The following is a 20,930-nucleotide window of genomic DNA, read 5'->3' on the forward strand; positions in this document are numbered from 1 at the left end:
GGGCATTGGGGGAAGGGGAAAGGGAGAAATCCTCCATTTCGGGAGCGTTAGTTTTTTTTGCAGCGCCAGTTTTTCTTGCAGCGTTTGGTCGTGTTTCGGTATCAGTCAAGGTTTGCCAAGCCGCTTTTACCCCCGCAAACACGCTAATGGTAGTGACTTGAGCCTTTTGGGCCTGTTCTTTCAGTCCGCTAATGCCGTCGTCTACTTGCTTCACCACTTGACTGGCATTTTGGACTCCTTCGCTCATGTCATCGGTCAAGTCGCTAATTTCTAGCCCCGTTAAGCGAATCGCTTCGAGGGTGGGGGGTAATTCGCGATTGAGCGTATCAAATAGCTTCTCAGCACTTCTGGCGGCACGACCCAATTCTTGAATGGCAGGAACGGCCACTGCCAGCACGACGGCAATGCTGACTGCCACCAGTAGAATTGAAACTCCTAGCCAAAAAATAGGATCCATTACTTGAGCTCGCCTATTTGATTTCGCCGATATAGCGACGGGGCGAAACGGGTGCGGCTTCTGGTTCCGCAGCAGTGTCTTCTGGATCGACCTGCAAGTCTTCCCGTACCCGTTGGCTGGCTTCCACACCAGCGGCGATCGCCACCCGCAGACGATGTAGGGTTTCGTCCCAGTTTTTCAAGGCTGTTTCCGATAGGCGATCGGCCTGAATTTGTACTGTTGTAGATAAATCCTCTGCTAATTCGGGAAGGGCATCCGCTGATTTTTTCAGCAACTTACGGGTTTCGCGCCCGGTGCGAGGGGCGGTGAGTAGTCCTGCGATCGCCCCCGCCGCTGCGCCAATGAGCAATCCACTGATAAAAGCGCCTGAACGATTTCCTGCCATAGAACTTCTCTCGACAATCCCTTCAACAAATCAACGAATCATCATTCAGCCAAAATAATCTATTTAAAACAAGATGGGTTGCCTATGGGAATGTTTATGCATTATTTATGCGTTATTGATGTGAGGCTTTTGGTGTACGGCGCAGCCGTTGAGAGACTTTAACTTGGCTCAAAAACAGCAGTTGTCCTAGTCGCACGATCGAGAGAGCTTTTTCTGCCTGTCGCAGATTAACTTCTAGGTGCCGATAGTGCTGGCGTAACTGTCGCGTACTCATTTGCCCCTGCAAAATGGCTTCTGGGGCATCCTGCAACACTCGATGGGTGGCTTGTTCTGCAGTCTCTAATGCCGTAGTGGCCCGAGTCAGCACCCGCCGAAACTGCCAAACACGCCAGGCAATGTAAAAGCAGAAGGTTGCTAATAACCCATTAATGATCAGAATGACAGTGAGCATGAGTTGCCTCGTGGGATGCCAGTGTGCTGCATCAATTCGTGCATTGGGTGCATCAATCATACCGAGTATTGAGGAGCAGGATCAGCCACTTTGCAACATTTCCACCTCCAAATTTCTGCCCCATAGGCGTTTCTGTGAACTTGGTTGTCAACTGCTTCGGATCGGGTTCAGCAAGCTGCTCCCTCCACTGCTCCGTAAACATCCGTGAACAGATGTTGCTTAACTGACCTCGCCCTAGGAAGGACTCGCTATCATGAGGAGCCTATGCCCGATCGAGGTGTATTACCGGAATTCGGTTGGTAAAAGCTGTTGATGCCTGCAATTGGGTTCAACGCAATGGGTTCAACGCAATGGGTTCAATGCAGTCAATTTGCAACTCTTTCGTTGATCTCAAGGTCATACCATCGTGTTGACACAGTAGCCCCCTCACACAAGGTTTAGACAACATAGCTATGGTGCAATCTTTTTCAACCACGCTCTATGTCAATCCCGCCACCGGGAACGACAGTAATCCTGGATCTCAGGCTGCCCCCTTGAAAACAATTACGGCTGCCCTGCAACGGGCAAAATCGGGGACGGGTATCCAACTGGCTCCCGGTACCTATAATGTCGCCAGTGGTGAAGTGTTTCCTTTGACTGTCCCGGCGGGAGTTGGGATCATCGGGGATGAAGCCAGTAAAGGAAATGGTGTGGTCGTTAATGGAGGTGGCAAGTACCTCAGCCCTACGTTCGCGGGCCAAAACGTTACCTTTAAATTGGATAGTAAAGCTCAATTGCGCGGTGTTACGGTCATTAATGGCGAAAGTCGCGGAACTGGTGCTTGGGTGGAATCAACGGATCCGATAATCAGTAATTGTACGTTTACTAATTGCAAGCGGGAAGGAATCTTTACGACCGGCAGTGCCAAGGCGATCGTCTCTGACTGTGCTTTTATCCAAAATGCAGCGAATGGGATTTCGATCGTGCGGGAATCCAAAGGGGAATTTCGCCGGAATGTTTGCCAAAACACGGGTTTTGGGATTGCGATTGGGGATACGGCTGCCCCCTTATTAGTAGAAAATAAAGCCTTTGAAAATCGATCGGGGATAGTGTTGTCTCGAGCCTCAAGACCTGTCCTGCGTAATAACACGATCGAACGCAATACCGAAAGTGGCTTGGTGGCTCTGGAAACGGCGTTTCCTGATCTGGGCAGCAGCCAAGAACCCGGTGGCAACCTTATCCGGGACAATGGTGAAGTGGATCTGCAAAATGCGACGAATCCGCCTGTCACCTTTATTTCGGTGGGCAATCAATTAAATCCGGCTAAGGTTCAAGGCCCGATCGATTTGCAAGCGAATGTCGTTCCACCGCCTGTAACCCCGCCGGTGACGCCGCCCGTCACGCCACCTGTAACCCCGCCCGTTACGCCACCTACCAATAATCCACCTGCCAATAACCCGATCGTTGATCCGCCGTTGGTAGAACCGCCATTGGTAGAACCCCCTGTCACGCCGCCGGTGACGCCGCCCATCACCCCCCCCACGGGACTATCAGATATTCAAGGCCACTGGGCACAAGCGTTTATCCAAGCCTTAGTGAGTCGTGGGTTCCTGAGCGGTTTTCCCGATGGAAGCTTTAAGCCCGAAGCCCCTCTGACTCGGGCGCAGTATGCAGCAGTGTTGGCGAAAACCTTTGATTTGCCGGTTAAACGAAGTGCGACACCATTTTCCGATGTGCCAGCGAATTTTTGGGCGGCGGCGGCCATTGCTAAGGCCGATCGCATGGGCTTTATTGCTGGATTCCCCGATGGCACATTTCGACCGGGGTTGAACCTGACGCGGGTGCAAGCGATCGTTGCGCTGATCAATGGATTGGGCCTCACTGGCGGTCAAATTACAGCGTTGGGCGTGTATAACGATCGGGCTCAAATCCCCAGCTATGGCGTTAATGCGGTGACGACTGCAACGATTCGTCGGGTTGTGGTTAACTATCCCGAGGTCAAACAACTCAACCCCAACCGTGACATTACCCGTGCGGAAGTCTCGGCGCTGTTATATCAAGCGTTAGTCTCGATTAACCGAGCGGAAGCGATCCCATCCCAGTACATTGTGAATCCCGATACGACGGCAATTCGGTTTACCGATTTGGACAATCACTGGTCTGAGGATTTTGTGCTGACGATGGCGCTTCAGGATTACATGCGCGGTTTTGCCGATGGGACGTTTAAGCCCGATGTGCCCATTACGCGGGCACAGTTGGCGGCGGTTCTTGCGAAAGCCTTCAATCCAGCCCCGAAACGGAATGCAGCTAATTTTAGTGATGTGCCGAGCGATTACTGGGCCAAACCTGCGATCGATCAAGCTTACCGAGGTGGATTCCTCAATGCTGCTGCCGATGGGACTTTTAAACCTAGCCAAAACGTCACTCGATTGCAGCTCATCCAAGCCTTGGTGAGTGGATTGGGCCTATCCGGCGGCAACTTGTCGGTGCTGAATACTTTGAGCGATCGGGCAGCGATTCCTGCGGAGGCTCAGGCGGCAGTCGCCACGGCCATTCAGCAGCGCATGGTGGTCAGCTATCCTGATGTGAAAAAGCTGAATCCAAATCAGGAGGCGACCCGTGGTGAATTGGCGGCCTTGGTATTGCAAGCGTTGGCCAAGATGGGGCGAGTCGTTGCGGTGAATTCCCCCTACATCATGGCTTAGTTCCCTTGGGGGGATGGATGTTAGCCCCTTAGGGCTGACCCTTCCCCTCCGTAGCACTTGGTGGGAAAATAGGGTTTGGCCGAATACATTTTAAGAAGCGCAAGAATTATGGCAGAGATTCAATTTTCCCGAGGTGTGACTGAGACAGTGATTCCCGATGTCCGCTTGACCCGCAGTCGGGATGGATCTAAGGGCACTGCCAGCTTCTACTTCGAGAAGCCCGAGGCGCTGATGAGCAGCAGCATGGATTCCATTACCGGAATGTACCTGCTGGATGAAGAGGGTGAAATTTGCTCACGGGATGTCAAAGCCAAATTTATCAACGGTCAACCCGAAGCCTTAGAAGTGCTCTACATTATGCGTTCTCCCGAAGAGTGGGATCGATTTATCCGGTTTATGGAGCGCTACGGTGAGCAAAATGGCCTGGTGCAGCAGCGATCGGGGGATGACGAGGAAGGTTAAGACCTTAACTGAATGTTCAAAAGGGTGGGGCGCAAATTTTGCGCCCTTCCTGCTGTTATCCTGTGGTCGAAAAATGTATTTGTCCCTATCTGATCAAGTTCTCGATCGGATGGATTGATTTAACGGAGGAATCCACTGTGTCTGTTCGTGTTCGGGTACCTGCGACAACGGCCAATATTGGCCCAGGGTTTGACTGCTTGGGGGCTGCCCTCACGCTCTACAACGAATTTGTCTTTTCCCCCCATCCCGCTGGACAGACCTTGGACATTACGGTGACGGGCGTGAACGCCGATCGGGTCGGCACAGATGCAGACAACATGGTCTACCAAGCATTTCTGAAAGTTTTTGAGAAACTAGGACAGCCCGTCCCGCCCCTGCGGTTAGAGATTGCAATGAATGTCCCGTTGGCGCGGGGTTTGGGCAGTTCTGCAACGGCGATCGTCGGTGGATTAGTTGGCGCGAATGAACTGGCTGGCAAACCGCTGTCTTCTGGGGAACTGGCGGCGATCGCGACGGAGATTGAGGGACATCCCGATAATGTTGTTCCGGCGCTGTTGGGGGGCTGTCGGTTGGCGGCTTCTGGTGTGGTGCGGGACTGGGAAATTTGCGAATTGGCCTGGAAGCCAGCGGTGGTACCCGTGGTGGTGATTCCGGATTTTGAGCTATCTACTGAAGCGGCTCGTAAAGTGTTGCCTACGGATTACAGCCGTGCTGATGCGGTGTTTAATATGGCGCATTTGGGCTTGTTGCTGCAAGGGTTGGCCACGGGAAATGGCGACTGGTTGAAGGCGGCCTTACAAGACAAAATTCACCAGCCTTACCGTAAATCGTTGATTCCGGGCTATGACGCGATCGAGCAAGCGGCCCAAGCTGCCGGAGCCTATGGTGTAGTGATCAGTGGGGCAGGCCCAACGGTCTTGGCGCTGGCTCCCCAGGAGATCGGGGAAGCGGTCAAGACTGCCATGGAGCAAGCTTGGGCAACCCAAGGGATTACAGCACAGGCGCTGGTTTTGGCGTTGGATACCCAGGGAACCGTGGTGAGTTGAGGGGGTAACCCCGCGAGTGAGATGCAGCGACTGGGCGTGATTCATACTGGGACGCGCCCGAAAATTAATCGCTGAGGCCGCAGGAATCAAGGACAGGAATTAGAGTGGAGGAGGCGTAGCGCATTGATTCAGAAAGTTTCTATGAAATCCATTGGTTTTCCTGTCATCGTAGTTGCGATCGTGGTTCTGCTGGGGTTGGGGATGTTTCTTCAACCAGCTTGGGCAGGCATTTTCGCGGGGCAGCGTCCGAATAATTTAGGCGTACAAGCAGGGCAGTTGGCTGCTTGCCCTAGCTCACCCAATTGCGTCAGTAGCCAGAGTCGCGATGGGAGTCATCAAATTGAGCCGATCCGTCCCAGTGGGTCGATCGATCAAGCCTTTGCAGCGCTCAAACAAGTGGTGCAATCCCAGCCTCGGACAACGGTGGTTTCGGCCTCGGATGATTATCTCTATGCTGAGTTCAGCAGCCGCTTAATGGGCTTTGTGGATGATGTGGAGTTCTATGTCGATCGGGACGCTGGGGTGATTCAGGTGCGATCGGCGTCCCGGTTGGGTGAATCGGATTTGGGAGTGAATCGCGATCGAATTGAAACGTTGCGGCAGGCTTTGCAAGTGCAAGGCAAAGTGGTTTAAGCAAAGTGGCTCTTAGGCAAAGTGGCTTAACAGTTTCACGATCGCTTGCCCTGCTGAAGAAAATTATAGTTTCCTAACAAAAAGGGGCGAATCGTAGGAGATATCGCCCCTTTTTCTATTTCAATTGCAACCCTCATTGAGACTCCGTCCGCATAGTATCCACAGTTGAGATACTGCTTGAATGGTTGGAGCCGTTTCCCTAATCGCGACGAGCACCCATGATGATGAGGATGTACTGCAAGATTTGAAGAAAGGCATACATCGCAGTTGCAACGTAGGTGAAGGCCGCTGCATTCAGAACTTTGCGAGCTGCTTGATTTTCTTCCCCTTGCAAAATCCCAAACTCATTAATCAGCCGCAGTGCCCGCGCCGAAGCATCAAATTCTACGGGCAACGTGACTAAGTGGAATACTAAAACCGAGGAAAACAGGGCAAGGCCAATATAGACCGCTAACAGCCCCAAACCTAACCCTTTCAGGGCACCTAGGGCAAAGCCAATCATGATCAGAATCGGTCCTAGGTTGGAGCCAAAGTTCACCGCAGGCACCAGGGCCGCCCGCAGATTCATGGCTTGGTAGCCTTCCACATCTTGGAGCACGTGCCCGCATTCATGGGCAGCCACTGCCGCCGCCGCTAGCGATCGCGATCCATACACTACTTCTGATAGCCGCACCGCCTTGGCACTGGGATCATAATGATCGCTCAGAACCCCGCTCACGGGCTCAACGGAAACGTGGTTAACGCCCATCCGTTTGAGAATTGTTTGAGCTACCTCTGCGCCCGTCATTCCCAAGGTTGATTGCACTTGGGAATATTTTTCGTAGGTACCTTGAACGCGCTGTTGTGCCCACCAGACAAGGATCATGCCTGGAATGAGAATGAGCATCGATGGATGGAAAAACATAATCGTGCGACAATCGCTTGTAAGTAGAGGATTCTTTTTGCTCCCATGCTAGCACTTCCCTTCAGGCCGGGAGCAGTAGGCTAAAATAGGGAAAACCATCCATTACTACACCCAATTATTTACGGGAGAAAGCCCATTGCACCTATCGTCTCAGTACGTACCTTTCCAGTCAGTTGTGCGAGAAGACGTTTTAGCTTGGCTGAAAGCCCATGTTCCTGAGCCTCGAATTCGACATATTCTGCGGGTTGAGCAGATGGCGATCGCCTTGGCAGAGATGCATCAACTCTGTCCTGAAAAAGCAGCCCAAGCAGCCTTGATGCATGATTTAGCCAAGTTTTTTCCCCCCGATCGCCTCCTCAAAATGGCACGGGAGGAGGGGATTTCCTTAAATGAGATAGATGAAGCGGATCCTCACTTACTCCATGCCGATGTGGGCGCGATCGTGGCGCGGGAGGAGTTTGGGGTAACGGATGAAGAGATTTTGGCGGCGATTCGTAACCATACCTTGGGGCAACCGGGGATGTCCGCGCTGTCCTGTGTGGTTTTCCTGGCTGATAGTCTGGAGCCGGGACGGGGTAATACTGAGGCATTAAACCATCTGCGCCAAGTGAGTTCCCGCAATCTTGCGGAGGGGGTATGGCATACCTCTGATTACACGTTGAAATCTCTAATGGAGTCTAAACGATTGATTCATCCCCGTACTGTGGCCACCCGGAATTGGTTTTTCTTGCAAAGTCAAGGGGCGCGATCGTGGGAAAATTCTAGTTTTCCCAAGCCCGTCGTTACAATAGGATGACTTGACAATGCCACCACAGCGTTCCTGCCTAGTGTTCCTAGAACCGTTGGATAAAAGCGGTGAATACAGCTAAGTTGTTTGTTTTCTAGTTTGTTGTTTATCCATCTCATTCATTAATTACTGCATGTCTGAAACCATTAATCTTTCTGTTCCACAAACCACTTCCCAAATTGATTCTTCTGATCCGGTTGACCAATTGGCTCTCCTAGCCGCAGAAGCTGCAGACGATCGTAAAGCTGGGGACATTGTGTTGATTAAGGTGGGAGATGTCTCGACGATCGCGGAATACTTTGTAATGGCGACGGGTTATTCCAAGGTGCAAGTGCGAGCGATTGCGAATGCGATCGAGGAAAAGATTGAAGAAACCCTGAATCGTAAGCCCTTGCGTAATGAGGGATTGAGTGAAGGGTCGTGGGCTTGTTTGGACTATGGTGATGTGATGGTGCATGTGCAAATGCCCAACGAGCGAGAATTCTATGGCCTCGAAGCCTTTTGGGGGCATGCAGCACGGATTCCCTTTGTGCCCAAGGCTGCCTAGCGTTGCAGGATCTGTTTTTTGTAGCTTGGTGCTGAAGGTAAAAAATCACACAGCAAGGAATAGGGCATTCTAAAACGCCCTATTCCTTGCTTGACTGTTCTACAGTGCTAGGCTGCCGTGACTACGAGTACACCCATTGTCCCGCCTGCGATCGGATAATGTTTCGCTTTGGCAAATCCTGCCTGCCGAGCTAGGTCGATCTGTTCTGCCCCGATCGGGAAACGCTCGAGGCTGGGGCCAATGTAGGCATATTCCTCGATCAGGTGGTGGCGCTGCGCTGCAGGTACCACCACCTGATCGAGGTACCATTGCTGAAACTGCCGCATCCAAACGCTATCTGGGCGATGCATATCTAAAATTGCGGCCTTGGCTCCCGGTTTGAGCACCCGATGCAGTTCCCGTAAGGCTGCGGGGATATCCACCACATTGCGGAGGCCATAGCTCATGGTGGCGCAATCAAACGTGTTATCGGCAAAGGGTAATTGCAAAACATCCGACTGGACCCAATGGAATTGCGGTTGAAACTGCGATCGTCCCTGCCCTTTGGCTTCTGTCCGTTTGCGAGCCACTTCTAATTGCGCTGCGGCAAAATCCACACCATAGACTTGTCCAGTGGGGCCGACCCGATCGCCCAGCATTTCCGCCACATCTCCGCTGCCACAGCACAGATCCAGCGCCATATCCCCCGGCTGCGGCTCAGACCATTTCACTGTCATCAGTTTCCAGATTTTGTGCTGCCCTAAACTGAGCCACTGGTTCAGTTCGTCATATACAGGGGCAATTCGATCGAAGAGGGCTTGAACCTCCGATGACTGTACAGACGGTGACTGTACCGATGATGGATCTGAGGAGGCAAAATTGGCGGAAGCGCGATCGACAAAATGCATAGATAAAAGATGATGGAATGTTAAACCAAGTAGGGATTCAGCGAATCCTCGCGATCGTGCAATCCCCCAACAATACCCAAAACAGTACCAAAAAAGGCGGAGCATCGCTCCACCCTTTCTTTTAAGTATTAAAACGTTTAAGTATTGAACGTTTGAGGCATCAACCCTCAACTAACTTATTTGTTAGGTTGGGGGGTCATCCGCAGGTAGGGTTTGATTTCCGTGACGCCTTTGGGGAATTTCTCGCGGGCTGCATCGGTCGGGATGGAAGGCACCACTACACAGTCGCCGCCATCGGTCCAGTTAGCAGGGGTTGCAACGCTATAGTTATCGGTCAGTTGCAGGGAATCGATCACCCGCAGCAACTCGTCAAAGTTCCGCCCAGTGCTAGCGGGATAGGTAATGCTGAGGCGCAGTTTTTTGTTGTTATCGATAATGAAGACCGATCGAACTGTCAGCGTGTTACCCGTGCTGGAGTTGGGGTGAATCATGTCGTACAGTTCCGACACTTTTTTATCTTCATCCGCCAAGATCGGATAATTGACAGAGCAGCTTTGGGTTTCGTTGATGTCACCAATCCAGCCGTTATGGGACTCAGCACTGTCTACGCTGAGGGCAATGACTTTCACATTGCGCTTCTCAAATTCGGGCTTAAGCTTGGCTACCATACCTAGCTCAGTGGTGCAGACAGGGGTGTAGTCCGCAGGGTGGGAGAAGAGAACGACCCAGCTATCACCTGCCCAATCGTAAAAGTTGATCGTTCCTTCTGAGGAATCTTGAGTAAAGTTGGGGACGGTATCGCCTAGACGGAGAGACATAACCGAAGTTTCCTGTTTGTTGTACATCTGACAAAATTGCCTAGTAAAAGATCATGCCATAAAACCCCGGTTCTCCGGTCGGAGTTTAGATCTTTTTAGGAAGTCTGCATCCAGTTTGCGCTTCAAAGACATCGATCAACTATTGGATCCAGTAGTCTGATGCTGATCCGCAGGCTTTGCAAGGGGAGGGTGGGTTGAAGGGTGGAACAGGTTGGATGATACGACTGTTTGAAGGGTAATTTGAAGGGTAAAAGGATTTGAAGAAGGCAGTGGCTTGAAGGGGTCAATGTTGAGATGCTGTAATGGGTGGGTCAAACTTATGCCCTATTGCTTAATTGTCATCGGCCACCTATACGAAGTTTCTAAGATTTTTCCCGGAAGTGTTGTCTTGCTTTGTGTTTTTTTGGGCAAGATAGACATCAGCATTGATGAACATCCCCCTCTAAACATAAGTGTTATTCATGGAATCTAAAGCATTTTTGACGATCGACGATCAAGAACTGTCCCTGCGGGAATGTATGCGTTACCTGCAAGCATCGGGCAAGTTACAGGATTTTCTGGCTGGGATTTTGCGGCAACATATTTTGCAGCAAGAGGTCGATACCCGCGAGGATCTTGAGATCGGGGAAGGGATCATCGAACAGGCCATTATTGACTTCCGTTTACAGAACCAACTGACTGAGCCGCAAGCCTTCCAGGAGTTCCTCAATCGGAATGGCTCAGACTACACTACGTTCCACAAGCAAATTAGTAATAACTTCAAAGTTGAGAAGCTTAAAGCCGCAGTCACTGAACCCAAATTGCAGGAGTACTTCATTGAGCGTAAGGTCTTCCTCGATCGGGTGGTTCTCTCACGAATTATTGTTGATAGTGCCGATCTGGCTGAGGAACTGAAAACCCAAATTCAAGAAGATGGTGCCAGCTTTGAACAGTTGGCAAGACAATATTCTTTGACTGATGACAAAATGGTCAATGGCATGATGGGGCCCGTGAGCCGAGGCACGTTGCCCGATGCCATCCGGGCTCAAATCGATGCGGCTAATATTGCAGATTTGCTGGGGCCGATCGAGTTGGAAAATCGCTGGGGCCTGTTCCGGGTGGAGCAAAAAATGGACGCAACCTTGGATGATGTTCAGCTTCAGCAGGCATTGCGCAATGAATTGTTCGAGCGGTGGATCGCGGATAAGATCCAAAAAATGACGGTTAAGTTACAGGTTGGCGACTAGGAGCCTAGCCACTTGTGTCAGATTAGCCCCCGCACCCCCTCTGGGGGCTTTTACATAGGCTACTTTTATATTTGCTAAAAACTTTGACGGAAAGAAGGCTGTAATTTCAGTACTCTATTAGAAACTACTGAGCTAGAAGCTACTGAGCTGAAAAACGGCTGCATTTCTTCCTCACAGTTCTGCTCTAGAATACTTGCCCTCTCTACGTTACATCCCACTGTATCGACTCTTGCCGCCCCTATGATTACTAATGATATTGCGACTAATTTCCCTTGGGATAAGCCACCGCTGTGTTATCTGACGCCAGACCAGCAGGTTCTCTTCAAAACCCAGGGAGAGTTGCGACGGTATCGGTTAGGGGAACCGCTTTGGTCAGCGGATAATCCAGGGGAAGTGATCCTGATTCTGGTGGGGAAGGTTCGCCTCGTTACGGATGAAGGGAAATCCCTGATGTTGCAGCCGGGGGACTGGGTGGGCGATTTGCTGGATCTGGCGGGGTACAAGGCTCGATCGGCGGCGGATGGGGTGGAAGCGATCGTTTGGCCAACGCCTCTGTGGGAAACGGTCAAGACTCAAGAAATTAGTCGATTTTGGGCGACGCAGCGCACCCAGTATCAGCCTCAGACTGATCGATCGCCCCAGCCGACCCAAGGGTTTCCTTTTGTTGCAGGCATTAATACCGCAGCGGCTTGTCTCACCATGGTGGCTAACCACCTGCAAAATCCAGCCCAGTTGGAATGGGTGCAGCGCCAGGTGCGCAGCCAAAAGCCCAGCAGTGTGGTGGAAGCGGCGGAAAAGTTGGGTCTGCATTTGCGCCGCATCACGATCGACTGGCAGGGGATGCGGCTGTTGGAATTTCCGGCGCTGATGTTGAAACAGGGCGATGAGGAACCCCATTGGCTGGTGGTTTATGGCCTGCGGGGCGATCGTATGATTGTGGCGGATCCCATGAATCCAGCCGGCACTTGCGAAACGATCCATCGATCGCAGGTTGAACCGACTTGGGATCGGCAACTGTGGCAAGTTGAGGCGATTCAAAAGCAAGAGCGATTCAATCTGGGCTGGTTCCTGCCTGCGGTCTGGAAGTATCGCGGCTTGTTAGGGGAAGTGTTGTTTGCGTCGCTGACATTGCAATTTCTGGGGCTGGCGACGCCCATGATTACCCAAGTCATCATTGACCGGGTGATGGTGCAGGGCAGTATTTCTACCTTGGATGTGATGGCGATCGCGATGCTGGGGGTTGCGGTTTTCGAAGCGACTCTGGGTTGCTTGCGGTTGTTCATCTTTACCCACACGGCGCGGCGACTGGATTTATCTCTGTCTGCCCAGTTGTTTCGCCACCTGATGCGCTTGCCACTGGCCTATTTTGAGGCGCGGCGGGTGGGCGATACTGTAGCACGGGTGCAGGAATTGGAGAATATTCGCCAATTCTTAACGGGAACCGCATTAACCGTTGTTCTCGACTCCATTTTTGCGGTGGTTTATTTGGGGTTGATGGCCTACTACAACCTTTTCCTAACGGGGGTTGCTTTGGCGGTGCTACCGCTGTTTGCCATTTTGACCCTGACCACGACGCCAATTCTGCGTAACTGGCTCAACGAAACCTTTAACCGCAATGCCGATAGTCAGTCCTTCCTCGTGGAGACAGTGACAGGTATCCATTCCGTCAAAGCCCATACAGCGGAAAAAGCCTCCCGCGATCGGTGGGAAGGGTTGTTCGCCCGCTACATCCGCACTAGCTTCAAAGCTTCAACTACGCAAAATATCAGCGGCAGTATTGCGGACTTTCTCACCAAGTTTTCCTATCTGCTGATCCTGTGGGTGGGGGCGACGTTGGTGATCAAGCAGGAACTCACGGTGGGTCAATTGGTGGCGTTCCAAATGTTGTCTGGCCAAGTCACGGGCCCCCTGCTGCGTTTGGTGCAACTGTGGCAGAACCTTCAACAGGTCTTACTCTCGGTCGATCGGATTGGCGATATCCTCAATGCTGCACCGGAAGCGGAACCAGGTTCGGGCTTGGTGCTGCCTGCGCTGCAAGGGGAAGTCAAATTCGAACAGGTCTTTTTCCGCTATAACCAGAGCCAAGAGCCGGTTCTGAAAGGGATTTCCTTTGAAGTGAAGCCGGGAATGCTCGTCGGCGTTGTGGGACGCAGTGGATCCGGTAAGAGTACCCTCTCAAAGTTGCTGCAACGGCTGTACCTGCCGGAGTCGGGTCGGATTCTGGTGGATGGCTTTGATGTCAAGAGTGCCGATCTGCATTCCCTGAGAACCCAGATGGGTGTGGTGTTGCAGGAAGACTTTATCTTTAACGGCAACATTATTGAGAACATCAGCCTAGGGCGTCCCGATATTTCCGCTGAACAAGTGGTGGAAGCGGCTCGGTTAGCGGCGGCCCATGATTTTGTTAGTGAACTGCCCCATGGCTATGAAACTAACGTGGGGGAACGGGGAACGGCCCTGTCCGGTGGTCAGCGGCAACGGATTGCCCTAGCGCGACTGTTCCTGTCCGATGCGCCGTTGATGATTTTGGATGAGGCGACTAGTGCGCTCGATAGTGAAACCGAGCAACAGGTGTTGCAAAATCTGCAACAGGTGTCTGGGAACCGCACGATCTTTATGATTGCCCACCGCTTTGCGCCGTTGCGGCGGGCGGATCTAATTTTGGTGATGGAGAAAGGCGTGATTGCAGAGAAAGGTACCCATGATGAACTTCTGCGCAAGAAGGGTTTGTATTACTCGCTTTACCAACGCCAACAGGCAGCGGTTTAATGTAGCGGTTTAACGTTTATTGAGATAGAAAAATATTGAGATAGAAAAATTGCACGATCGCGGTTACATTTCTGCGATCGTGCTTAAAATTTTGAGAGGCCAGGTTGCAACACTTTTCTGAGTTGCAACACAAGTGCAACGCCAATTTTCATACGGGCTGGAACTATGAACTTACAGGATCTTGTCAAAAACATGACCACTTGGTCTGTGGCCACCCTGCAAAACGATCGTGTTTTTGTGAGTGATTTACAACAACGCTTGATTTACTGGGGATACCAACCGGGATTAGTGGATGGGTGGTGGGGACAAAGAACCCAAGCTGCCTACACGGCCTTTGCCACAGCCAATGGGTTTAAGTCCAATGAGTTCTCGCCCCAAGCTGCCCAAAAGTTGTTGCAACTGCCGAGGCTGAGTCTCCAGCAGGTTGGCAATGGCACGATGGATTGGCCAGTGGCAGTACTTGTGGCTGATCCCAACATTGTGCGAGAAGTTCAGCAAAAGTTGACCGATCGGGGTTTGCAGCCTGGCCCGGTGGATGGTGACTGGGGTAAACGCACCCAAACGGCCTATGAATCCTTTGCCCGATCGAATTCCTATCCCATTGATAAGCTCACGCCCTTAGCTGCCCAGAAATTACTGTTTCCAACCAAGCCAACGCTGCAACAGGTTGCAAATGGTTCGGTGAATTGGATCCTATCGATCGTGACTGCCGATCCGACGATTACCCGTGAAATTCAACAGCGATTGACTGTCTGGAGATATCAACCGGGGCCTGTGGATGGAGATTGGGGGCAGCGTACACAATCAGCCTATGTTGCTTTCACAAAGGCCAATAATCTCAAGGCCGATTTTCTAGCGCCTCCGATTGCAAAACTTCTTCTCCAGGCTCCGCCCACTGCTACCACTCCGACACCCACACCCACACCCACACCAACTCCCACACCCACACCAACTCCCACACCCACACCAACTCCCACACCCACACCCACACCCACACCCACACCCACACCAACTCCCACTCCAACCCCGCCCCCAACTCCAACTCCAACGCCCCCTAGTGCCAAGCCCGATCGCTTACCCGCAGGTTTGCGAGCACTGTCTCAGGGTACCTATGCTTGGCCGACGACGGAAATTCAGCCAAACCTAGCGATCGCAGCTCAGGTTCAGGAATCCCTCAATGCCATGGGGTATGGGCTGGGAACGGCGGATGGGCTATGGGGGCCTCGGACGCAGCGGGCTTACGAAGCTTTCTGTGGTGCCTATGGTCTGAGTCCTGCCACGGTTTCTCCCAGGGGGGCTAAGCTGCTCTTGGAACCGGAAGTACCGGGGATTCCGGTGATTTCTAGCCCGCTTGCTTTATCGCTTAACGACTATCGCGCCGTGGCTAACACGATCGGTTGTGAAGTGGCCGCAGTTCGAGCGGTCGTTTCCGTAGAAGCGGCTGGATCGGGATTTTACAGAGACGGGCGTCCCAAAATTCTATTTGAGGCCCATTGGTTTTCTGACTTTACTAATAGCCGCTATGACTATAGCAATTCCAATATTTCGAGCCCTGTCTGGAACCGCAACCTTTATATCGGGGGCTTAGGAGAATGGGACCGCTTGTATCAGGCGGTGAATCTCGATCGGGCAGGAGCGCTCAAATCGGCATCCTGGGGCTTGGGGCAAATTATGGGCTTTAACCACCGAGCCGCAGGCTATGCAGATGTGGAAACCTTTGTGCGGGATATGCACCAGAGCGAAGGCAAACAACTAATGGCCATGTTTAATTTCATTAAAACCAATGGGCTCGATCGCTTCCTCATCCGTCGGGACTGGGCGGGCTTTGCGTTGCGGTATAACGGCGAAAGCTACCGCGCTAATCGCTACGATGAAAAGCTAGCTGATTCCTATGAGTACTGGGCAACCATTACCTAGTTAAAAGACTGGTTTGAAAGACTGGCAAAATCCTTACTAAAGCCTAGGCGAATTCCTAGCCTGTTGAGTAAGGGTTTCGCCTGGTTCTTGCGTGAACCGTTCAGTAAGAGAATTTTGACCCAGGACGGATAGTTTTGTGGAAAACTAATTGCTTTGGGGATGGAATTCGATCGAGTTCCGTTTGATTTTTACATCGTAGCGACCGAAGAAGTCGTGGCCTAGTAACCCTACATCGGCTTTGTCTGCGATCGTCACTTCCAGGTTCTTGGTGGTTAAGCCCCCGGTGGAAACGGAGCCGATCGAACTGACGGGAAATTGCACGACGCTGCCATCGGCAATGATGACTTTGCGAAAGCCGATCGGCTTCAGGCGCAGGGCATTGGCCATATCACGGGTAATCAATGTACTGCTGGCCCCAGTATCGAGAATCATCTCAAAGGGTTTGCCATTAAACATCACGTCAATCACGGGGGTTGAAGCAAGCCGCCGCTTAATTTTGACGCGATAAATTCCATCCTTAGGCGTTTTGCCAGCTTTTTCTGGCGGTTCCTCTCCGCAGAGGCTGCCCAAGCTCACTCTCTGGCCAGAGGCGGTCACCATGTAACATGTATTTTGCGCGATCGCGGTTGACTGAAGCCCGATTACCGTTGCAAAGCCTGTTGTTAAACCAAGCTCTAAGAGAACCGCAGGCAGAAATCTAAAGCACGGACGTTTCATGACACAGTTTCCAGGAGAGTATCACTGAGTACAGTAGGGTATCACTGGATGACAGCATGCCAGTCACCGTACTTCAGTAATAGTATTTCACGATTTTTCTATCCCTAGTGTGCCCAAATTGTAGGGGATTGTCGAAATTTATTTTTGGGTAGCTTTTGAAGAAGGAATCTATCTTGTTCTCTGGCTGGCACTCTGCCCAACTAATTCTGCCTAACTAATTTTGTTACTGATTTCCGATTGATGTCGGGATTGGGTATCGATTCTGAAATGGGGGAGGCTCGATGGGGTGAAATCCTATAGACTGAATCTAATATTTAATCAAAATTCAATCGAATAAATATAATGCTTTCATCTTACGGAACCAATCTAAATTCAGTGATTTAGATGTTGGGCTGTTTAGATGTTGGATGATTTAGATATTAGGTAACTGAACCATTGACAACCAAAATCGGTTAATGGTGGAGTAGACTTCCGAAAACTCAGTTAGGTTGACCGGCTTTGTGATGTAGCAGTTAGTATATAAATCATACGCCCGCAGAATATCCGATTGGCTCGATGAAGTGGTGAGAATAATGACCGGAATTTTCTTGAGAGTGGGCTCTGTTTTGATATGGGCGAGGACTTCACAACCATCTAACCCAGGCAAATTTAAATCGAGCACAATGAGTTGAGGGAGCTTTGCATCTGGATAGTCTCCCCTTCGGTGTAAGTAATCCAGTGCTGACTCTCCATCTTGAACCCAATGAATCTGGCAGTTTGGACTATCTTGTTGATGCCTGTCTTGAAAGTAGCGGATTAATAGGTAAGCATCACTCGGAGAGTCTTCAACTAAGAGAACATCGATCAAGGAACCTACAGACTGATCATTCATGACGGTTTTAATTTCATCCTTCGTCTTATGTAGGTATATAAGATAAGGTGCATAAGTATTAGAATAAGCGACTGGACAATATTAATGCCGTTTATTTAGGGGGAACCCTATGGAACATAACTCTTTTTTCCTTATTCTCCCCTAATAAGGCACCTGTAGATTAACTTTGATGAATAGAATTTGAGGGCGTCTCTTCCTTGAAGTTTAATTTAATTCTGATAATTTAATTTGGAATTGTGAAATGGATAGTAGTTCCTGAGCCTAATTCAGATTCTGCCCAGATTTTGCCGCCATATAGTTCAACAATTTTTTTGCAAATAGCCAGTCCTATTCCTGTGCCAGGAAACTTGGTTCGGGGATGTAATCGGCGGAAAATGTCAAAAATCCGATCGAGGTATTCTGGTTTCATGCCAATCCCGTTATCCTGGACTGTAAATTGCCAACCCTGGCTGGGTAGCGGGGTTGCTCTGATAGAGATGCGAGGGGGTTCAGATTGGCGGAATTTGATTGCGTTATCTACCAGGTTTTGTAGAAGCTGGAGCATTTGGGTCCGGTTGGCATGGAGGGTGGGTAATGGATCGACAATAATCGTGGCTTGATTGTCTGCGATCGTGACGCGCAAATAACTCAATACCTGCTCTATGACTTCTTGGCAACTGACAGGTTCTCGCTCTTGTTCTTGGTAGCTGAGGCGTGCATAGCTCAACAGATCTTGAATTAACTGTTGCATCCGTTGCCCACCGTCATGAATGTAATGTAAGCATTCCAACATACTGTCGTTCAAAGGATGCGTTTGAGCGGCTTCTTGGAGCAGTTGGGTGTAACTGACGATCGCTCTCAGGGGTTCTCGCAAATCGTGGGAGGCGATGTAGGCAAAATTTTCTAATTCTTTATTCGATCGAATGAGTTCCTGATTCAGGGCTTGAAGTTGTGCTTCGCTGCGACGCAGGGCTTCTGTGCGTTCTGCAACTTGTTGTTCTAATCGTTGATTATAGTCTTGCAACAACTGTTCCGATCGTTGGCGTTGTAAAGCATGACTAATTGCAACACTAAACTGTTCTAATACAATGATCTCAGGCGCGGGGTAGCAATGTTCGCGGGAGCAATTAAGAAAGCACAACCAGCCGGTTAGTTCGCCTGACCAAGATAAGGGAAATGCCAGCAAAGATTTGACGCCCAACCTCTGCCAACTCTCACGATCGGTCAGGGCTTCTGGTGGCAAGGCATCTAAACTCGGTAAATTCACAAAATTGCCGTCTTTAAGTTGAGCTTGACTCCAGGGAAAGTTACTTAAGGGATGATGGAGAGAAGATAGGTTTTGGAATGCTGGAATAATCGAAATCAAGTCAGTAGATATCCATTGATAAAGCACCGTGACCGGTTGACTGAGATCTGAAAAATTCATCACATAAATTAAGTCAATCTGCTGTAATTCTGCCAGAACGTTCAAGGCGGATTGAATTTCCCTCGGAATTTCCTCTAGCGTTGCGTTGATAAACGAATTAGAGAAATTGGTGATGATTTGATTTAATTCAACTTGTCTTTGTAGTTCCTGTTCCGCTTGTTTACGATCGCTGATGTCAGTCAGGGAACCCACATACCCGATGACTTCTCCCGTTGAGTTGCGTTCTGCGACGGCTTGGCCGTAAACCCAAGTGATGCGTCGATCGGGGCGCTGCAACCGATACTGTAGTTGAAAGGGGTGTGCATGATGGATGGACTGTTGCCAAGCTTCCAACACTCGGTCTTGATCGTCTGGATAAAGGGCTGCGATCCATCCATTCCCTAAGGCAGCCTCGAGGGAGAGTCCCGCCGTCTCACACCAACGATCGTTGACATAAATACAATTACCCTCGGAATCCGTTCGAAAAATGCTGACTGGGGCGGTGGCGGCTAATGAAGCATAGCGCTGTTCACCGTCTTGTAATGCGGAGTCTGCTAACTTACGGTGGGTAATGTCCTTCGAGAGTCCACCCAGATGCAGGGCATTTAACCTGGCTTCATAGGATGTCGGACTAATGTTAGGTTCGTCTCCCAGTAGCGCAGAATTCTCGCCTGACCCAGTCATTTTTTCCTGTTCTAATTGAATGACTTTGGTTTGCAGAATTTCTAGCACTTGATAAAGTTCGATCGGGTTCAAAAGATTCAACAAACTCGTTCGCGTTAAAATCCCAGCTAAATTGCCCTGTGGATTGGAGACGATTACCCGACTGACTCGATGGGTTTGCATCATCTGATGGGCGATTAAAAGAGAGTCTTCGGGAGATACCGCCAAGACGGGATGACTCATGACTTCTCGTGCAGAGATGCGATCGAGGGGGAGTTGTAAGGTCTGTAACTGAACAATATCTCGTTCTGTAACAATTCCGATCGGTCGTAGTGCTGAAGAAAGATTGGTTTGTACTAGATTATTTTCTAGTGCATTAGTTGTTGCTGGGGTTGTAGGGTAATGATTGCTGCTCGATTGATTCTGAGGACTCAGAGAAGGCTCAACAATAATAATGTAACTAACGCATTTCTGAGCCATGAGCTGAGTCAATCTCAAAACAGAAACATCAGCCGATTCTGAGATCACGTTCTTGGTCATCATTTCAGATACAAGACGGATTCTCAATAAATCAACAGGTTGTAACCATTGCTGAATTGTTTCGTGGGTAAGCAGGCCAAAGATTGATCCATCTTCTTCTACAACGACTAAGTGTCGAATTTGGTGTTGCCGGAAGAGATTGAGAGGGACGAAGAGATCTTGCAGTTCCGATCGTTGGAGCACTCGAACGGGACGGGACATGACTTCTGCAATAGCCACTGCTGCCAAGTCACGGTTCTCCGCACTCAACCGCACCACATCCCGCTCCGTCAGGATCCCGAGCAACTGAGCCTCTGCCACAACGAGGACACAACTCCCTTTAGCCTCGGCGAGCGTTGCTAGATAGGAGGTATCCGGTGGCTCTGCATCTGTTGGTAATAAACAACTCGACTGCTCTGCACTCATTAGATGCAGGGCATCCATGACGGAGGCTGTGGGTGCGATCGTGAATGGGCTGCGAATAACTGCTTGGCAACTGTTGAACTCTGCAGAGGTGATTGACAACATATTGACAATAGAGGGAGGTGGAATACATCAAGATTTGAAGTATCAATCAGACTTAAGTCTCCACAGCGATCTTTCCATCTAAACTTGTCCTGATTTACACTCGTCCCAACCTAAGCAGTGATGCCTTGTCAGCACTATCCTGCTTGTTTCATACCATAGGCGATGTTGAGCCATTCCGTGAGTGGTTTTATAAAACGTTGCTGATTTTCAGATGATTTCCCTGTTTTCTCGGCTTAGGGATTTGCCAAGAAATAATATCCCCTCTTCATCCCCCC

At 50.5% G+C, this 20,930-nt stretch carries 18 protein-coding genes; 9 read left to right on the forward strand and 9 right to left on the reverse strand.

Going from position 1 to position 20,930, the window contains the following annotated elements; translation table 11 throughout:
• The 3 genes from ACN4EG_RS23315 to ACN4EG_RS23325 all read right to left on the reverse strand — a co-directional run.
• The coding region (locus tag ACN4EG_RS23315) for a hypothetical protein (protein WP_431632661.1) at nt 1–457 on the reverse strand (457 nt) is incomplete at its 3' end.
• A gap of 13 nt (nt 458–470) precedes the next feature.
• Nucleotides 471–842 carry a YtxH domain-containing protein gene (locus ACN4EG_RS23320; protein ID WP_431632662.1) on the reverse strand — a complete coding sequence of 124 codons (372 nt, stop codon included), beginning with the start codon at nt 840–842 and terminating at the stop codon, nt 471–473.
• 112 nt (nt 843–954) lie between these two features.
• Nucleotides 955–1,353 (reverse strand): hypothetical protein, encoded by a 399-nt coding sequence (locus ACN4EG_RS23325; protein ID WP_431632663.1) that lies wholly within the window; start codon nt 1,351–1,353, stop codon nt 955–957.
• Nucleotides 1,354–1,745: 392 nt separating this feature from the next.
• Between ACN4EG_RS23325 and ACN4EG_RS23330 the strand changes: the two genes are divergently transcribed.
• From ACN4EG_RS23330 to ACN4EG_RS23345, 4 genes are all read left to right on the forward strand, one after another.
• Complete coding sequence (locus tag ACN4EG_RS23330; RefSeq protein WP_431632664.1) at nt 1,746–3,977, forward strand: S-layer homology domain-containing protein; 2,232 nt, start codon at nt 1,746–1,748, stop codon at nt 3,975–3,977.
• Between the two features lie 108 nt (nt 3,978–4,085).
• Nucleotides 4,086–4,439 carry a photosystem II reaction center protein Psb28 gene (psb28, locus tag ACN4EG_RS23335; protein ID WP_431632665.1) on the forward strand — a complete coding sequence of 118 codons (354 nt, stop codon included), beginning with the start codon at nt 4,086–4,088 and terminating at the stop codon, nt 4,437–4,439.
• A 137-nt stretch (nt 4,440–4,576) separates the two neighbouring features.
• The gene (gene thrB, locus ACN4EG_RS23340; RefSeq protein WP_431632666.1) at nt 4,577–5,485 is read left to right on the forward strand and encodes a homoserine kinase; all 909 of its coding nucleotides are present in this window, start codon (nt 4,577–4,579) and stop codon (nt 5,483–5,485) included.
• Nucleotides 5,486–5,626: 141 nt separating this feature from the next.
• Nucleotides 5,627–6,118: a DUF1499 domain-containing protein gene (locus tag ACN4EG_RS23345; protein ID WP_431632667.1), complete on the forward strand. Its 492-nt coding sequence runs from the start codon at nt 5,627–5,629 to the stop codon at nt 6,116–6,118.
• 199 nt (nt 6,119–6,317) lie between these two features.
• Here ACN4EG_RS23345 and ACN4EG_RS23350 read toward each other — a convergent pair whose 3' ends face one another.
• Nucleotides 6,318–7,004 carry a zinc metallopeptidase gene (locus tag ACN4EG_RS23350; protein ID WP_431632668.1) on the reverse strand — a complete coding sequence of 229 codons (687 nt, stop codon included), beginning with the start codon at nt 7,002–7,004 and terminating at the stop codon, nt 6,318–6,320.
• A gap of 193 nt (nt 7,005–7,197) precedes the next feature.
• On the opposite strand from ACN4EG_RS23350, the gene yqeK reads away from it, so the two are divergent.
• Nucleotides 7,198–7,818 carry a bis(5'-nucleosyl)-tetraphosphatase (symmetrical) YqeK gene (yqeK, locus tag ACN4EG_RS23355; protein WP_431632669.1) on the forward strand — a complete coding sequence of 207 codons (621 nt, stop codon included), beginning with the start codon at nt 7,198–7,200 and terminating at the stop codon, nt 7,816–7,818.
• A 124-nt stretch (nt 7,819–7,942) separates the two neighbouring features.
• A complete protein-coding gene (rsfS, locus tag ACN4EG_RS23360) occupies nt 7,943–8,356 on the forward strand; it encodes a ribosome silencing factor (RefSeq protein WP_431632670.1) in 414 nt (137 codons plus the stop codon).
• A gap of 107 nt (nt 8,357–8,463) precedes the next feature.
• On the opposite strand, the gene ubiE is transcribed toward rsfS, so the two are convergent.
• A complete protein-coding gene (gene ubiE, locus ACN4EG_RS23365) occupies nt 8,464–9,243 on the reverse strand; it encodes a bifunctional demethylmenaquinone methyltransferase/2-methoxy-6-polyprenyl-1,4-benzoquinol methylase UbiE (protein ID WP_431632671.1) in 780 nt (259 codons plus the stop codon).
• A gap of 176 nt (nt 9,244–9,419) precedes the next feature.
• Entirely contained in the window at nt 9,420–10,061 is a 642-nt protein-coding gene (locus ACN4EG_RS23370) for a peroxiredoxin (protein ID WP_431632672.1), read from the reverse strand.
• 461 nt (nt 10,062–10,522) lie between these two features.
• Here ACN4EG_RS23370 and ACN4EG_RS23375 point away from each other — a divergent pair, with 461 nt between their 5' ends.
• The 3 genes from ACN4EG_RS23375 (at nt 10,523) to ACN4EG_RS23385 (ending at nt 15,973) form a co-directional block, all read left to right on the forward strand.
• On the forward strand, nt 10,523–11,287 hold the full coding sequence (locus ACN4EG_RS23375) for a peptidylprolyl isomerase (protein ID WP_431632673.1): 765 nt from the start codon (nt 10,523–10,525) through the stop codon (nt 11,285–11,287).
• A 240-nt stretch (nt 11,288–11,527) separates the two neighbouring features.
• Nucleotides 11,528–14,056 carry a peptidase domain-containing ABC transporter gene (locus ACN4EG_RS23380; protein WP_431632674.1) on the forward strand — a complete coding sequence of 843 codons (2,529 nt, stop codon included), beginning with the start codon at nt 11,528–11,530 and terminating at the stop codon, nt 14,054–14,056.
• A gap of 192 nt (nt 14,057–14,248) precedes the next feature.
• Nucleotides 14,249–15,973 (forward strand): N-acetylmuramidase domain-containing protein, encoded by a 1,725-nt coding sequence (locus tag ACN4EG_RS23385; protein WP_431632675.1) that lies wholly within the window; start codon nt 14,249–14,251, stop codon nt 15,971–15,973.
• Between the two features lie 144 nt (nt 15,974–16,117).
• On the opposite strand, the gene ACN4EG_RS23390 is transcribed toward ACN4EG_RS23385, so the two are convergent.
• From ACN4EG_RS23390 to ACN4EG_RS23400, 3 genes are all read right to left on the reverse strand, one after another.
• Nucleotides 16,118–16,690: a retropepsin-like aspartic protease family protein gene (locus tag ACN4EG_RS23390; protein WP_431632676.1), complete on the reverse strand. Its 573-nt coding sequence runs from the start codon at nt 16,688–16,690 to the stop codon at nt 16,118–16,120.
• Between the two features lie 412 nt (nt 16,691–17,102).
• Entirely contained in the window at nt 17,103–17,561 is a 459-nt protein-coding gene (locus ACN4EG_RS23395) for a response regulator (RefSeq protein WP_431632677.1), read from the reverse strand.
• Nucleotides 17,562–17,784: 223 nt separating this feature from the next.
• Nucleotides 17,785–20,655 (reverse strand): ATP-binding protein, encoded by a 2,871-nt coding sequence (locus tag ACN4EG_RS23400; protein WP_431632678.1) that lies wholly within the window; start codon nt 20,653–20,655, stop codon nt 17,785–17,787.
• Nucleotides 20,656–20,930 lie beyond the last annotated feature (275 nt).

It is taken from the genome of Alkalinema pantanalense CENA528 (assembly GCF_050753345.1).
GTDB classification, from domain to species: domain Bacteria; phylum Cyanobacteriota; class Cyanobacteriia; order Leptolyngbyales; family Leptolyngbyaceae; genus Alkalinema; species Alkalinema pantanalense.